Annotated in this window: 15 protein-coding genes; 10 read left to right on the top strand and 5 right to left on the bottom strand. The window is 71.1% G+C overall.

Annotated elements, in window-relative coordinates; genetic code table 11:
* Positions 1-252 precede the first annotated feature (252 nt).
* Positions 253-708 carry an ATP-binding protein gene (locus tag ACFVXG_RS04080; protein ID WP_387924099.1) on the bottom strand — a complete coding sequence of 152 codons (456 nt, stop codon included), beginning with the start codon at positions 706-708 and terminating at the stop codon, positions 253-255.
* A gap of 101 nt (positions 709-809) precedes the next feature.
* On the opposite strand from ACFVXG_RS04080, the gene ACFVXG_RS04075 reads away from it, so the two are divergent.
* The 6 genes from ACFVXG_RS04075 (at position 810) to ACFVXG_RS04050 (ending at position 5011) form a co-directional block, all read left to right on the top strand.
* Positions 810-1691, top strand: a complete 882-nt coding sequence (locus ACFVXG_RS04075) for a Scr1 family TA system antitoxin-like transcriptional regulator (protein ID WP_387924097.1) — start codon at positions 810-812, stop codon at positions 1689-1691.
* Positions 1688-1876, top strand: coding sequence for a DUF397 domain-containing protein (locus tag ACFVXG_RS04070; protein ID WP_387924096.1), 189 nt, complete (start codon positions 1688-1690; stop codon positions 1874-1876). Before ACFVXG_RS04075 ends, ACFVXG_RS04070 begins: the two co-directional genes overlap by 4 nt.
* A 139-nt stretch (positions 1877-2015) precedes the next feature.
* Positions 2016-2495 (top strand): RICIN domain-containing protein, encoded by a 480-nt coding sequence (locus ACFVXG_RS04065; protein WP_387924094.1) that lies wholly within the window; start codon positions 2016-2018, stop codon positions 2493-2495.
* A 132-nt stretch (positions 2496-2627) separates the two neighbouring features.
* Positions 2628-4232, top strand: coding sequence for a serine/threonine-protein kinase (locus ACFVXG_RS04060; protein WP_387924092.1), 1605 nt, complete (start codon positions 2628-2630; stop codon positions 4230-4232).
* Positions 4233-4238: 6 nt separating this feature from the next.
* Entirely contained in the window at positions 4239-4409 is a 171-nt protein-coding gene (locus tag ACFVXG_RS04055) for a DUF397 domain-containing protein (protein WP_387924090.1), read from the top strand.
* Positions 4410-4531: 122 nt separating this feature from the next.
* Entirely contained in the window at positions 4532-5011 is a 480-nt protein-coding gene (locus ACFVXG_RS04050) for an RICIN domain-containing protein (protein WP_387924088.1), read from the top strand.
* 79 nt (positions 5012-5090) lie between these two features.
* Here the strand turns inward: ACFVXG_RS04050 and ACFVXG_RS04045 are convergent, their stop codons facing one another.
* Positions 5091-6083, bottom strand: a complete 993-nt coding sequence (locus tag ACFVXG_RS04045) for an Lrp/AsnC family transcriptional regulator (protein ID WP_387924086.1) — start codon at positions 6081-6083, stop codon at positions 5091-5093.
* A 149-nt stretch (positions 6084-6232) separates the two neighbouring features.
* On the opposite strand from ACFVXG_RS04045, the gene ACFVXG_RS04040 reads away from it, so the two are divergent.
* The 3 genes from ACFVXG_RS04040 to ACFVXG_RS04030 all read left to right on the top strand — a co-directional run bounded on the left by ACFVXG_RS04040 (position 6233) and on the right by ACFVXG_RS04030 (position 8900).
* A complete protein-coding gene (locus ACFVXG_RS04040) occupies positions 6233-7795 on the top strand; it encodes an MFS transporter (protein ID WP_387924857.1) in 1563 nt (520 codons plus the stop codon).
* Between the two features lie 137 nt (positions 7796-7932).
* Complete coding sequence (locus tag ACFVXG_RS04035) at positions 7933-8175, top strand: hypothetical protein (RefSeq protein ID WP_387924084.1); 243 nt, start codon at positions 7933-7935, stop codon at positions 8173-8175.
* A gap of 50 nt (positions 8176-8225) precedes the next feature.
* Entirely contained in the window at positions 8226-8900 is a 675-nt protein-coding gene (locus ACFVXG_RS04030; RefSeq protein ID WP_387924082.1) for an O-methyltransferase, read from the top strand.
* 12 nt (positions 8901-8912) lie between these two features.
* On the opposite strand, the gene ACFVXG_RS04025 is transcribed toward ACFVXG_RS04030, so the two are convergent.
* The 3 genes from ACFVXG_RS04025 to ACFVXG_RS04015 all read right to left on the bottom strand — a co-directional run bounded on the left by ACFVXG_RS04025 (position 8913) and on the right by ACFVXG_RS04015 (position 12384).
* Positions 8913-9209 carry a DUF1330 domain-containing protein gene (locus tag ACFVXG_RS04025; RefSeq protein ID WP_387924080.1) on the bottom strand — a complete coding sequence of 99 codons (297 nt, stop codon included), beginning with the start codon at positions 9207-9209 and terminating at the stop codon, positions 8913-8915.
* A gap of 276 nt (positions 9210-9485) precedes the next feature.
* The gene (locus ACFVXG_RS04020) at positions 9486-10403 is read right to left on the bottom strand and encodes a peptidoglycan-binding protein (RefSeq protein ID WP_387924079.1); all 918 of its coding nucleotides are present in this window, start codon (positions 10401-10403) and stop codon (positions 9486-9488) included.
* A gap of 256 nt (positions 10404-10659) precedes the next feature.
* Complete coding sequence (locus tag ACFVXG_RS04015; protein ID WP_387924077.1) at positions 10660-12384, bottom strand: 2-isopropylmalate synthase; 1725 nt, start codon at positions 12382-12384, stop codon at positions 10660-10662.
* 173 nt (positions 12385-12557) lie between these two features.
* Between ACFVXG_RS04015 and ACFVXG_RS04010 the strand changes: the two genes are divergently transcribed.
* Positions 12558-13247: a FadR/GntR family transcriptional regulator gene (locus tag ACFVXG_RS04010; protein ID WP_387924856.1), complete on the top strand. Its 690-nt coding sequence runs from the start codon at positions 12558-12560 to the stop codon at positions 13245-13247.
* The last annotated feature ends 89 nt before the right edge of the window (positions 13248-13336 follow it).

Genomic DNA, 13336 nt, shown 5'->3' with positions numbered 1-13336 from the left:
CCACCAAGTCTGCGCCCCTCCGGGGGGGCGCCGGCGCCGCCGCCTGTTTTGGCCCGCTCTCGCCGGAGGGGGTGGGTCCGGTGGGGGGCGCCCTCTCCCCACTCCTCGGGGTTTTACGGGATGGGTGTGGAAGTGGGGTGCGGGGTGGGGTGGTTGTGGTCGGGCCGGGGCTCGGTGAGGGGGTAGACCCAGGCGAGGAGGGCGAAGGGGAGGATCGTGCAGAGCGCGGCCTGCCCGTCCCTATGGCGGGGTTCAGGCGGCATCGGTGAGGTCGAGCTCGGCCCAAACGGTCTTGGCGTTGGGGTGGCGGGGGATGGTGCCCCAGCGGTCACTGAAGGCCTCGATGAGGATCAGGCCCCGCCCGGACTGGGAGTGGGGCGTGGGGGCGGCGGCGGGGAGGACGGGGAGCCTGTCGCCCCTGGGGTCGCTGATCTCGATGCGAAGGGTGGTGCCCCGGCGCGCGGTGGTGGTGAGGGAGAGGTGCAACTCGAACCCGCGCCCCGGAACGCGTCCGTGCAGGACGGCGTTGGTGGCCAGCTCCGCGATGATCAGGAGCGCGGAGTGGAAGGGGTCGGTGTGCGTGGAGTTCAGCCCCCAGCACGTGAGTTGACGCCTCGCGATGCGTCGGCACAGTCCGACGCCCTTGGGTGTGGCGGCGAGGAGGGCGGTGTGGCGACGGGGTCTGTCGAGGGGGTTTTCGGTCGTCATGGGAGAAAGCGTGGCGGGGCGGACGTACGCTGACCATGGGCCTGGCGAGCACGGAGAGTACTTGTACAGGTGCGGACAGCTTTTTGTTTGGAGTGGTCGCTGTGGGTGCACTTCGTAAGAGCGAGTCAGGCGAGGACATTCGAACGGAACTGCCGGAAGATCTGACGGAGGTCTCCGACTTCTTCCGCGCGATCGGCAAGCAGATCAAGCTCCTGCGGGAGCGCGCCGGTCTCACTCAAAGGCAGCTCGCGGAACGAGTCGGGTACACCGAGCAGTTGATCCGATCAGTGGAGCGTGGAGTGCGCACGCCGCAGCCGGAGTTGCTCATTGCGGTGGACAGGGAACTCAACGCAGGCGGCCTGTTGGCCGTTGCGGGAGACGACGTCATCAGCGCACGTGCCAAGGCTCGCGTTCGGCATCCAGCCTGGTTCCGGGACTATGTGAGCCTGGAAGACATTGCCATCGAACATCATGAGTTCACCACGCTCTTGATCCCGGGACTGCTTCAAACAGCGGCATACGCGCGGGCGATCCACGAGATGCGACAGCCAGCGCTGTCCGAGGAAGTGGTCGAGATGCGAGTGGCCGCACGGCTGACCCGACAGGAGATCCTGGCACGCTGGCCGAAGGCCATCTTCAGCTGGGTCATCGACGAGAGCGTGTTGATGCGACCTCTGGGCGGTCGAGACGTACTCAGGGAACAGCTGGAACGACTCCTGGAGGTCGGGAAGATGCGAGGCATGTCCGTTCAGATCATGCCGCTCGACCGAACCGAGCATGCCGGAATGGCAGGCGCGTTCATCCTGATCACGCCCAAGGGACAATCTCAGCATGGCTACATCGAAGCGCAGACGAGCAGTAGGCTGATCACTGATCCGGATGAGGTTCGGATCATGAACACGCGGTACGGCACCCTCAGGGCGCAGGCCTGCAGTCCCCAGGATTCCCTGGCCCTGATCGAGAAGAGGCTGGGAGAGCTATGACCATCGAGTTGACCTGGTTCAAGAGCAGCTACAGCAACAACGAGGGTGGCGCCTGCGTCGAGGTCGCGGAGACTCCCGGCACCGTCCACGTGCGTGACTCCAAGGACAAGAGCGGCCCCCAGCTGGCCTTCGAGCCGGCCGCGTGGCTGGCCTTCGTGAAGTACGCCGCCACCGCCGAGGTCTGACCCATCCAGGTGAAACACCGTAACCGCTCGGGCCGACACCTCCCGAGCTGCGGACGAACCACACCGCCACCCACCTAGCTTCGCGGCTGAGCGGGCCCGACCGAACGGGTTCGCGACTACCTCGAATCCAGGAGTAGCAGTGCGCATCGCCCACAAGGCCGTCGCGATCCTCGCGGCGGCCGTTTCCTTCTTCGGCATCACCGTCCTCAACTCCGGCACCGCCACGGCCGCCGTCCCGGTCACCGCTTCCCTCCAGGTCCAGAGCGACAACACCAACCTGGACGAGAACCTCGGCACCACCGTGCTGACCCGGGACCCCATCCTCACCTACCAGAACTGGACCCTCACCCCGCTCGGCGACGGCTCCTTCACCATCAAGGGCACCCACTACGGCAAGTGCATCGCGAGCAACGGCCTCGGGGCGAACGTCACCCAGAAGCCCTGCAACGCGAACGACCTCGCCCAACGGTGGTTCCTCGACCCGAGCTTGGACTTCACCGCCATCGCGAGCGCGAAGTACCTGGACACCGTCCTCCAGGCCAACGGCCTGGACCGGCCCGCCACCACGGAGTTGTCGCTCGGCACCACGAACCAGCAGTGGACCCCCTACCTGAAGTGACGCCCACTCAGGCACCGGCCCGCCGCTACCCAGCGGCGGGCCGGGCGCCGTGGCTCGGCCGGCTGGCTGTGCGGTGGAGATACGAGCGGCATTCACTGTCCAACTGCCGTGTCCATGGCTATCGTTGCGGACATGACGGGGGCAGTTGGGCTGTTGGTCGCTGGGCGCTATCGGCTGGTGGAACCGGTCGGGCAGGGCGGCATGGGCCGGGTGTGGCGGGGGCGTGACGAGACCCTGAACCGGGAGGTGGCGGTCAAGGAGGTGCTGCTCCCAGCGGGCCTGCCCCCGGCGGAGCGGAACGAGTTGATCGCACGTACCAAGCGCGAGGCACAGTCTGCGGCCCGGCTCCGCCATCCGGGGATCGTCACCGTGTACGACGTGGCCGAGCACGATGGTGCCCCGTGGATCGTCATGGAGTTCATCGCCGGGCCCTCGCTGGGCGCGCTCATCGCCCGAAACGGGCGCCTCGGCTGGCAGCAGGTCGCCGCGATCGGCGCGAACATGGTCGACGCACTGGCGCACGCGCACGCTGCTCGGGTGCTGCACCGGGACCTGAAGCCCGACAACATCCTGCTGCTGGCAGACCGTCCGGTGATCACCGATTTCGGCATCGCCCGGATGATGGACGCGACGACCGCTCTGACGAGCACGGGTCTGATCATCGGCACCCCTCAGTACATGTCGCCGGAACAGCTCGACGGCGAAGCCCTGACCCCGGCCACGGACCTGTGGTCCCTCGGCGTCACCCTCTACACCGCAGTGGAAGGGCACCTGCCCTTCGAGGGGGACACATTCACCGCCCTGTGCGTAGCCATCGCCACCCGGCCCCCACTACCACCACAGCGGGCCGGGGCCCTGAAGCCCATCCTCGACGGGCTGCTGGCCAAAGAGCCCGGGCGTCGCGCCGACGCGGCGCACCGCCTGGCGGAACTCGGCCACCCGCAGGGGCCACCCGGGCAAGCCGGCGCCATCCAGGCGCCTCCTGCCGGGTCGCCCGCGCCCGCCGCCCACCGTCTGCGCCCCGCGTCATTCCGGTCCTTCCAGAACCCGCCGGAACCGACTCCGCAAACAGTGCAGAGGAATTCCTTCAGCGCATCATGGCCCGACAGGGAGCGAGCGAAGGGCCTTGCAAGCTTCAACTTGTCATCTTTTGGCAACGTGATGCTCGCCTTGCTCATGCTGATCGGATTTGCCCTCTGGCTATTCGGATTAAATGCATCTGGTCAGCTGATGTGCACAAATGATCCGAATTGCGATCCAAATGTGTATTGGAATTCTGAGCGCCCCGCCCCCTTCGTGGCGGGGGCTCTTGTGCTGGCCATCCCGATCCTGATGGAAGCATGGGCGCACCGCAAGATGCGGCGCAACACCGTCGCCTGGACGCTGCGGGTCGAAACGCGGGAGATATTGACAGCTGGACGATGGGGGAACTACGCGATCCCAAAGGAGAGCATCCGGGCGGCCCGGATCGACAATATGACCGTGGTCATAGCTGATTATGGTTTCACCTTCAGAAGTGTCTACATTCAGCCGGCCCCAAATCTCCAGCCGTTCTACGGCAGTTGTCCGGTGGGACTTCCGGTCGCTGACCCCATGCCCGGGTCCAGATTCAGAGGCGGGGAGCACTGGAAGATCAAGCCGAAGGGCGACTGGATCCCGATCTGCATCCTCGGTCCCATGACACCCTCGCAAACACAGGAGCTCGAGGCCGCGCTCGCCCGGTTCACCCGCATCTGACCAAGCATGGCCTCGACGCCCTCCGGCGCCCACCCCCACGGATACGTCGCCGAGACCTCCACCGCCGTCCTCGTCCGCGACTCCAAGGACAAGGGTGGCCCCCACCTCAGCTTCACCCCCGCCGCCTGGGAGTCCTTCCTCACCCTCGCAACCGCCCCAGCTGCGCTTTCCCAGTGAAACGTCGGAACCACTTGGCCTACCCCCATCGAGTCGTCCACAAACGACCCACCTCACGCCCCTAGTTTCGCGGCCGGGCGAGCCCGCTCCGGGCTCGCCGACCCCTCGAACTAGGAGAAGCAGTGCGCATCACCCAGAAGGCCGTCGCCACCCTCCTGGCGGCCGCCTCCCTCACCGGCGGCGCCGTCCTGAACTGCGGAACGGCCAGCGCCGCCGTCCCGGTCACCGCTTCCCTCCAGGTCCAGAGCGACTTCAACAACCTGGACGAGTACCTCGGCGGCGAGGTCTGGACCCGCGACCCCAACCTCACCTACCAGGTCTGGACCCTCACCCCGCTCGGCAACGGCACCTTCACCATCAAGGGCACCCACTACGGCAAGTGCCTCGCTGCCGCCGGCCCCGGCAAGGCCGTCACCCAGCAGAACTGCGATGCGACCAACCTCGCCCAGCGGTGGATCGTCGAACCGAGCGTGGACGCCACGGCCATCGCCAGCGTGAAGTACCTGGACTACGTCCTCCAGGCCAACGGGCAGGACCAGCGGGTGACCACCGAGCTGTCGGTCGGTTCCCAGAACCAGCAGTGGACCGCCTACGAGAAGTAGCGCAGACCCGGCCCCGGCCAGCCGCGCCCACCGGCAGGCCGGCGCCGCAGCACCCGGCACCCCGGCACCCCGTCACCCGTCACCCCAGGGCCGGGTGGATCAGCCGCCCGTGGTGGATCAGCGAGGCCGCCTGCTTGAGGCGGCGCACGCGGACGCTGATCTCGTAGCCGCGGATGCCCTCGATGTGGGCGAGGCGGGTGCTCAGGTAGCGGTAGAAGTCGGGGGTGTCCTTGCAGAACACGACGGCCATGAGGTTGTGCCGGCCGCTGACGGCCCCCGCGAAGGCGACCTCGTCGTGCCGGCTGATCTCCTCGCCGATCCGGTGCAGCCGTGCGATGTCGACCTGGAGCCAGACGGTGGCGTTGAGTTCGTAGCCGAGGCGTTCGGGCAGGGTGTCGACGTCGAAGACGAGGGAGCCGGAGGACTCCAGGGCTTCCATCCGGCGGGCGACCCGGGGCTTGGACCAGCCGGTGACCTCGGCGAGGTGGGTGTGGGAGGCGCGGCCGTCCTCGGCGAGGGCCGCGAGGAGCGGGAGGTCCTCGTCGGTCGGGGTGAGCGGGGGCCCGACCGGGTCGGGGCGCTCGGCGGCGAGTTGCCGGACCTGCTCCTCGGTGAGGGAGCCCTCGCCGCCGGTCCAGCCGGCCGCGCGCTCGGGGCCGAAGGGGTGGAGGAGCAGGTCGACGCTCATGTCGAGGACGGAGGCGGCCTTGGGGAGCTGCCGCAGCAGCACGTCGTCGCGGCCGGTGCCGGCCGGTGAGCGGATGATGCAGTTGATCTCCGAACCGCCGGAGGCGATGCCGACGTAGGCGACGTCGGGCCGGCGGGCGAGGGAGTCGGCGAGCGGCCCCACGGCGTCGGGGCGGCAGCGCAGCCGGGCGATCCACTCGGCGTGGCCGTGCGCGGCCGGGGAGCTCAGGCCGACGACGCGCAGGACGCCGCTGCGGCGCAGGGCGGTGTAGCGACGGGCCACGGTCTGCTCGGACACCCCGATGACCTCGGCGAGGCGGCGGAAGGGGACCCGAGGGCCGTAGTGGAGTCCGTGGATGATTTTGCGGTCGAGGTCATCGGGCATGGCGGAATCATCACACGCTCACCGCCCGGAATGGATGTTTCCCAACGTCCCCCGGGATCGCCTGGGGATCCTGAACCCACCGGGGCGAAGCTGGTCCGCGATTCCGCACCCTCCGCAGCCGAAGGAAGACCTCCGTGAACTCCGCAACGATGCAAGGCCCCAGGACCGGACGGGGTGTCACCCTCGTCATGGCCTGCCTGGGCGTCTTCGTCGCCTACCTGCCCGTGACCACCGTGTCGGTGAGCCTGCCCGCGATCCAGCGGGCACTCGGCGCCTCGACCGCCCAACTGTCCTGGGTGTCGGACGCGTTCGTGCTGCCGATGGCCGCGCTGATCCTGACCACCGGCGTGGTCGGCGACGTCCACGGCCGCAAGCGGGTGTTCCAGGCGGGCATGGCGCTGTGCGCGATAGGCGCGGCGATCTCCCTGAACTCGGACTCCGTGCAGACGCTGTGGGCCGGACAGGCCGCCTCCGGGCTCGGCGCGGCGGCCCTCCTGCCCACCACGCTGGCGCTGATCAGCCACGCGGTGCCCGACCACCGGGAGCGCGGCAAGTTCATCGGGCTGTGGGCGATGTCCCTGCTGGCCTCGCTGGCCGTGGGCCCGCTGATCGCGGGCGTGCTGCTGGAGCACGTCGCCTGGCGCTGGATCTTCCTGCTGCCCGTCCCGGTGTCGCTGATCGTGCTGGGCATCGCCGCCTTCCTGCTGCCCGACTCGCGTGCCCCGCACGGCCGCCGGCTCGACTGGCCGGGCCAGATCAGCGCGGCCGTCGCCGTCACCGCCGTGGTCTACGGCGTCATCGAGGGCGGCGCCAACGGCTTCGGCGAGCCCGCCACGGTGGCCGCCCTGGTGCTGGGCGCGGTCGCGGCGGTCGTCTTCGTCGCCGTGGAGCGGCGCAGCACCAGCCCGATGATCGACCTCGCCCTGTTCCGCAGCCCGGCCTTCACCGCCACCTCGCTGGTCGCCATGATCAGCTTCCTGGGGCTGATCGGCTTCTTCTTCGTGCTCAGCCTGTACTTCGGCCTGGTGCAGCACCTGACCACCCTCCAGGCGGCCTTCCGGATGGTCATGGTGACGGGGGCCTCGCTGGCCGCCAGCCTGCCTGTCGGGCGCCTGATGCACCGGGTCTCCGCCCGGATCCTGATCACCGGCGGCCTGGTCGTCACGGCGGGCTCGCTGCTGTCGCTGACCGACCTCGACGCCCACACCTCCTTCGGCTCGATCGCCTGGCGGCTGCTGCTGCTCGGCCTCGGCCTCGGCGCCGTCCTCACCCCGATGACCGCCTCCGCCGTCTCCGCCGTGCCGCACCACCTGGCGGGCATGGCCGCGGCCGGCAACAACGCCTTCCGCCAGGTCGGCGGCGCCCTCGGCCCCGCCGTCCTCGGCGCCCTGCTCACCACCCGGGCCGTGGACGCCCTGCCCGGCCGACTGGCGGACGCCGGGGTGCCGGCGGGGGTCGGCGGCCACGTCGTCGACGTCGCCCGCGAACAGGGGCTCGGCGCCGTCGCCGGACTGAACCTCGGCCCCGCCACCGGCCAGGCCCTGACCGCCCTCAGCGGCTCCTTCCTGGACGGCCTGCGGCTCTGCCTGATCGTCGCGGCCTCGCTCGCCCTGCTCGCCGCCCTCGCCTGCGCCGTCCTGCTCCGGCCGGCTGCGGCGCCGACGCCGCGCGATGCCGCAGCCGCCGACAAGGAACTGGCTCGCACTCCCTGACGCCGCCCGCACCCCGCCCGCCACCGACACTGTCGGTGGCGGGTGTCAGGAAACGGCATTCTGGCTGATCAGCCCCGGCATCCCCGGCCTGTCGTGACACTTGGTCAGCACCGCCGCAGGGCCCTACAGTGCGCGGCATGAATCTCCGCACCAAAAAGACGCTGACCACCCTGCTCAGCGGCACGATCGTCTTCACCTGCTCGACCCTCTACCGCCTGTCCAGAGGCTGGCAACCCTTCACCCCGGTCTTCTTCGGCTTCGTGGCCTTGTTCCTGGCGACCACCTGGTACACGTGGTGGTGGTACGGCGACTCCCCCAAGGCGGTGGCCTTGCGGGCGACGGCGGAGGCCAAGAAGGCCGCCCGGCAGCAGTTGAGATGATCGCCCCGGCCCCAGCGGGGCCGGAACCACCGACGGGGAGGAACAACGACATGTACGAATCCGAGCAGGCCTGGCGTGAGGTCGACGCCTACTTCGTCGAGACCCTCGTGCCCGAGGACGAGGCGCTGGTGCACGCGCGGCAGTCCGGCGGGGCGACCACGATGCCGCAGGCCGAAGTCGCGGCGAACCAGGGGAAGCTGCTGGCCCTGCTCTGCGGGATGAGCGGCGCGCGGCGGGTGCTGGAGTTCGGCACGCTGGCCGGGTACAGCACCATCTGGCTGGCCCGGGCCGTCGGGGCGGACGGTCACGTCACCACCCTGGAGCTCGAGCCGCAGAACGCCGAGGTCGCCGCCGACAACCTGCGGCGGGCCGGCGTCGCCGACCGCGTCGCCCTCCTCACCGGGCCCGCGCTCACGTCGGCCGAGCAGCTGATCGAGGACGGCACCGAGCCGTACGACTTCGTGTTCATCGACGCCGACAAGCCCGGCAACCCGGCCTACTTGAAGGCCTCCCTGGCACTGACCCGCCCCGGCAGCGTCATCGTCATCGACAACGTGGTCCGCAACGGCGCCGTCACCGACCCCGCCAGCGACGACGACCGGGTCCAGGGCGTGCGCAGCGTCCTCGCGGACATCGCGGCGGACGACCGGCTGGAGGCCACGGCGCTCCAGACGGTCGGCTCCAAGGGCTGGGACGGCTTCACGGTCGTCCGCCGGACGCGTTAGGCGAGGGACGGCTCAGAGGGCGGGCACGATCATCGCCGTGAACGGGACGGTGGCCGCCAGGCGCTCCTCCAGGTGCTCCCGGTAGGCCTCCGACTCGTAGACGGCGCGGGCCTGTTCGGCGTCGGCGAAGCGCAGCACGACGGTGTGGGTGCCACCGGGCGGGCGGCCGCCCTCGCCCAGGTGGACCGTCCGGTCGGTGCTGGCGACCAGCTCCCCGGAGGCCAGCAGGACGGGGGTGGCGGCCTTGCGGTAGGCGGTCAGGCGCTCGAGGTCGGTGACGTCGTAGTTCAGGATGAGCAGGGCGGACACGTCGGCTCCTCGTCAACTGTGCGAAGGGACCGGCCTGGTGGGCGGCCCGTGCCCCAGTGTCCGCCGTCGTGGCCGACGCCCGGCAGGCGGGGTCCACCGGAGGGTGGGGCCCGGCGCTCGGTCTTCGCCAGGGCCCGGGAACACACCCGGGAACACAACGGGGCAGGGCCACCGGAGATCCTCCGGTGGCCCTGCCCTTGCACAATGCGCTTCGCAGAATGCGCCTCGCAGAATGCGCCTCGCAGTTCGCGTCTCCCAGGACGCGCGCTGTGGGCGTCAGTTCATGAAGGTGACGTCCCAGTGGCTGCCCTCGTTGGCGTAGATGTTGCCGGAGGGGGCGGTCCACAGGTCGGCGCCGTCGCCGCGGGTGCCGCTGTGCGAGAAGTTGCCGTGGATGTAGTTGGTGATGCAGCTCGACATGCCGAAGTCCAGCTTGTAGCCGGTGCCGTGGCTGTAGGTGCCGCTGGCGTGGCCGGTCTCGGTGCCGCCGGTGATGTTCACCGCGCAGTTGCTGGCGTGCTTGAAGTTGACGGCGCCGTCGGCCGAGGCGCGGCGCAGGCCGTCGAAGGAGGTGCAGCTGCTGTTGGTGCGGTCGGAGCAGCCACCCGAGGAGGACCAGGTGATGCCGGCGCCCGAGAGGATCGACTCGGCCTGCGACTGGGTGAGCTTGTCACCGCTGCCGCCGCCGGAGCCACCGGTGCTGCCGCCACCGCCGAGCAGGGCGGCCCAGGTCGCCGGGCCGACGATGCCGTCGACCGGGGTGAGGCCCGCGGACTGCTGGAAGTTGCGGACCTTGCTGTCGGTGCCGGGGCCGAAGGCGCCGTCGACGTCGAGGCCGGCGCCGTGGGCGTTCAGCTGGACCTGGAGGGCCTTGACGGCGTCGCTGTTGTCGCCGTTGCGGACGGTGACGATCAGCTTGGACCAGGTGTCCCCGCCGACGATGCCGTCGACCGGGCTCAGGCCGTTGGCGCTCTGGAAGCTCTTGACCTTGTCCTCGGTGCCGGGGCCGAAGGCGCCGTCGGCGCCGGTCGCGAAGCCGCGGGCGGACAGCAGGTACTGGACCGTCTTGACGTTGTCGCCGTGGTCACCGTTGCGGACGAGGGGCCAGCTCGCGGCCTGGGCGGCCGGAGCGACGAGCACGGCCGCGAGCAGCGCGGCGAACATCGCGGCGATGATGGCCGGGATGCGTTTCATGACGGTTCCTCACTGACTGACTGAGCGCGGAGCGCGGGGGAGGGAAGCGGCGGCGCCTGGTCGTTGACCACGACCGGCCGCCGTGGGGAGACGCTAGGAGCCGCTGACGCGTCCCGCTAGCGCTTCCCCGTCCCTGGGACGCCGCCCGCCCCGGGGACGGCCCGTGGCCCGGGCTCCCCGGGCGTCCCAGGGACGCTCCGCACGGCGACGGCCCACCGCCGGGAAGGCGGTGGGCCGTTCAGCTGGAACCGCCCGCTCAGTCCGACGGCACGACGGCCGTCGCCGCGCCGCCGGTGACCCCGCGGTCGGCGGCGCTCAGCACCGCCCGTACGCCGGCCGTGAGCACCGAGGCGTCCCGGCCGACGCCCCAGACCACCGCGCCGCCGACCCGGGCCTCGACGTAGGCGATCGCGTCGGGGCTGCCGCCGACCTTGTGCTCGGTGAAGGAGAGGACCTCCACTCCGACCGCGTCCGCGACGGCGTCCACCGGCCCGGCGCCGCGGCCGGGGCGGCCGTCCACCTCGGCCCGGTCGCCGTCGACCCGCCAGGTCCGGGCGGCGCCGGCGTCCAGGTACTCGGCCCGGAACAGCGCGTACAGCTCCTCGCCGGTCACCTCCCGCCCGCTGTCGTCGGTCGCCTCCTGGACCACCCGGGCGAACTCGATCTGCAGCCGCCGGGGCAGCTCCAGCCCGGCCGCGGTCTGCAGCAGGTAGGCGATGCCGCCCTTGCCGGACTGGCTGTTGACCCGGATCACCGCCTCGTAGTCCCGCCCGAGGTCGGCCGGGTCGATCGGCAGGTACGGCACCGACCACGGCGCCTGCCGTTCGGGCAGGCCGAGTTCGGCGGCCGTCTTGGCGTGCCGGGCGAAGCCCTTCTTGATGGCGTCCTGGTGGGTGCCGGAGAAGGCGGTGTGCACCAGGTCCCCCGCGTAGGGGTGGCGCTCGGGCACCGGCAGCCGGTTGCAGTGCTCGACGGTGCGGCGGATGGTGTCGATGTCGGACAGGTCGAGCATCGGGTCGACGCCCTGGGTGTGGAGGTTGAGCGCCAGGGTGACCAGGTCGACGTTGCCGGTGCGCTCGCCGTTGCCGAACAGGCAGCCCTCGACCCGCTGGGCGCCGGCCAGCACGGCCAGTTCGGCGCAGGCGACGCCGGTGCCCCGGTCGTTGTGGGGGTGGACGGAGAGGATGACGGACTCGCGCCGGGCCAGGTGGCGGTCCACGTACTCGATCTGGTCGGCGTAGACGTTGGGGGTGGCGATCTCGACGGTGGCCGGCAGGTTGTGGACGACGGGCCGGTCGGGGCTCGCGTCCCACAGTTCGGTCAGGCCGTTGCAGACCTCCAGCACGTAGTCCGGCTCGGTCAGGTTGAACACCTCGGGTGAGAACTGGAACCGCAGGCCGTCCCGGCCCTCGCCGAGCCGGGCCATCCGTTCGGCCGCCGCGGTGATCAGCGCCCGCAGCTCGGCCCGGTCCTTGCCGAGGACGACGTCCCGCCACAGCGGCGCGGTGGCGGTGTAGAGGTGGACGACGACGTTCGGCAGGCCCTCGACGGCCTCGAAGGTGCGGTCGATCAGGTCGGACCGGGCGGCGGTGAAGACGACCACGGTGACGTCCTCGGGCAGCGCCCCGGGCGCTTCGGCGAGCCGGCGGACGAAGTCGAAGTCGGTGCGGCTGGCGGAGGGGTAGCCGACCTCGATCTCCTTGAAGCCCATGGCCAGGAAGAGGTCGAACATCCGCTGCTTGCGCGCCGGGTCCATCGGCTCGGCGAGCGCCTGGTTGCCGTCACGCAGGTCGACGGGCACCCACAGCGGGGCCCGCTCGATCCGGCGGCCGGGCCAGCGGCGCAGCAGGGCGGGGACGTGGACCCGCTCGTGGGCGGGGCGGTAGCGGTGGGAGGGCATGGCACCGCCGCGCTGGGGGTTCCAGGCGGGGGCGTCGGCCGGGGTGGGGCCGGTGGGGGCGTGCAGGGTCGGGAATCGCATCGGGTGTCCTCGGGGGTCCTCGGGGGTCCTAGACCGGCAGGACGGCGCCCCGCAGCGGGGTGCCGGTCAGGTCAGACCCCGCTGCGGCCACCAAGAAGGAGAGCACTCCACGGCTGCATGCCGGGTAGAGTAACCATGACAGAAGTCCTCAGACAACCTGACAGGTGACGACGATGCTCCCGCTCCGCCCCTCCCCCCTCGCCGAACAGGCCGCCGCGCTGATCGAGCGGCGGATCCGGTCGGGCGAGTGGCCGGTCGGCGGCCGGCTGCCCGGCGAGGTGGCGCTCGCCAAGGAGCTGGGCGTCGGCCGCTCGACCGTCCGGGAGGCGCTGCGCACCCTCGCCGCGGCCGGGATGGTGCACGCCCGCCAGGGCGCCGGGGTGTTCGTGACCGCCGACCGCCCGACCGCCGGGGACTGGGCCACCCGGCTGCGCGCCGCCGAGCTGGCGCACGTCTACGAGGTGCGGACGATGGTCGAGGTGCAGGCCGCCCGACTGGCCGCCGAGCGCCGCACGGAGGCCGACCTCGCCGCCGTCGACGCCGCCCTGGCCGCCCGGCTGGCGGCCGGCGGGGCGGACGACGCGGTCTTCGTGGACGCCGACATCGCCCTGCACACGGCGATCGTGGCCGCCGCCCACAACCCCGTCCTGGACGACCTCTTCGCCCAGTTCGCGCCGGTCCTGCGGGAGCACCTGGTCGCCCTGGTCGGGCTCCTCGGGCTGCGCGAGGGGGACCCGAACCAGGGGTACGCCTCGCACGCGGAGCTCGTCCGGGCGCTGCACGAGGGCGATCCGGCGGCGGCGGGCCGGGTGCTGGCGGCGGAACTGGAGGCGATGCGGTCGCGGCTGCTCAGCCCTCGCTGAGGCGGGCCGGGCCGCCGGGCCGGGGCGGGCCCAGGCGCACTGGATGGGGCGTCACACACTTTTCACACGGCGGCCATCCGGCGGCCTCG

Origin of the sequence: Kitasatospora sp. NPDC058162 (genome assembly GCF_042884005.1) — a bacterium.
Taxonomy (GTDB): Bacteria; Actinomycetota; Actinomycetes; order Streptomycetales; family Streptomycetaceae; genus Kitasatospora.
The sequence above is the reverse complement of the archived record's forward strand: the minus strand, read 5'-3'. Positions and strand labels throughout refer to the sequence as shown.

Coding starts and splice junctions, on each gene's coding strand:
- ACFVXG_RS04030 (WP_387924082.1), top strand. CDS start 8,226: ATGTACGAATCCGAGCAGGCCTGGCGTGAGGTCGACGCCTACTTCGTC.
- ACFVXG_RS04055 (WP_387924090.1), top strand. CDS start 4,239: ATGGCCTCGACGCCCTCCGGCGCCCACCCCCACGGATACGTCGCCGAG.
- ACFVXG_RS04015 (WP_387924077.1), bottom strand. CDS start 12,384: ATGCGATTCCCGACCCTGCACGCCCCCACCGGCCCCACCCCGGCCGAC.
- ACFVXG_RS04040 (WP_387924857.1), top strand. CDS start 6,233: ATGCAAGGCCCCAGGACCGGACGGGGTGTCACCCTCGTCATGGCCTGC.
- ACFVXG_RS04020 (WP_387924079.1), bottom strand. CDS start 10,403: ATGAAACGCATCCCGGCCATCATCGCCGCGATGTTCGCCGCGCTGCTC.
- ACFVXG_RS04080 (WP_387924099.1), bottom strand. CDS start 708: ATGACGACCGAAAACCCCCTCGACAGACCCCGTCGCCACACCGCCCTC.
- ACFVXG_RS04070 (WP_387924096.1), top strand. CDS start 1,688: ATGACCATCGAGTTGACCTGGTTCAAGAGCAGCTACAGCAACAACGAG.
- ACFVXG_RS04035 (WP_387924084.1), top strand. CDS start 7,933: ATGAATCTCCGCACCAAAAAGACGCTGACCACCCTGCTCAGCGGCACG.
- ACFVXG_RS04010 (WP_387924856.1), top strand. CDS start 12,558: ATGCTCCCGCTCCGCCCCTCCCCCCTCGCCGAACAGGCCGCCGCGCTG.
- ACFVXG_RS04045 (WP_387924086.1), bottom strand. CDS start 6,083: ATGCCCGATGACCTCGACCGCAAAATCATCCACGGACTCCACTACGGC.
- ACFVXG_RS04060 (WP_387924092.1), top strand. CDS start 2,628: ATGACGGGGGCAGTTGGGCTGTTGGTCGCTGGGCGCTATCGGCTGGTG.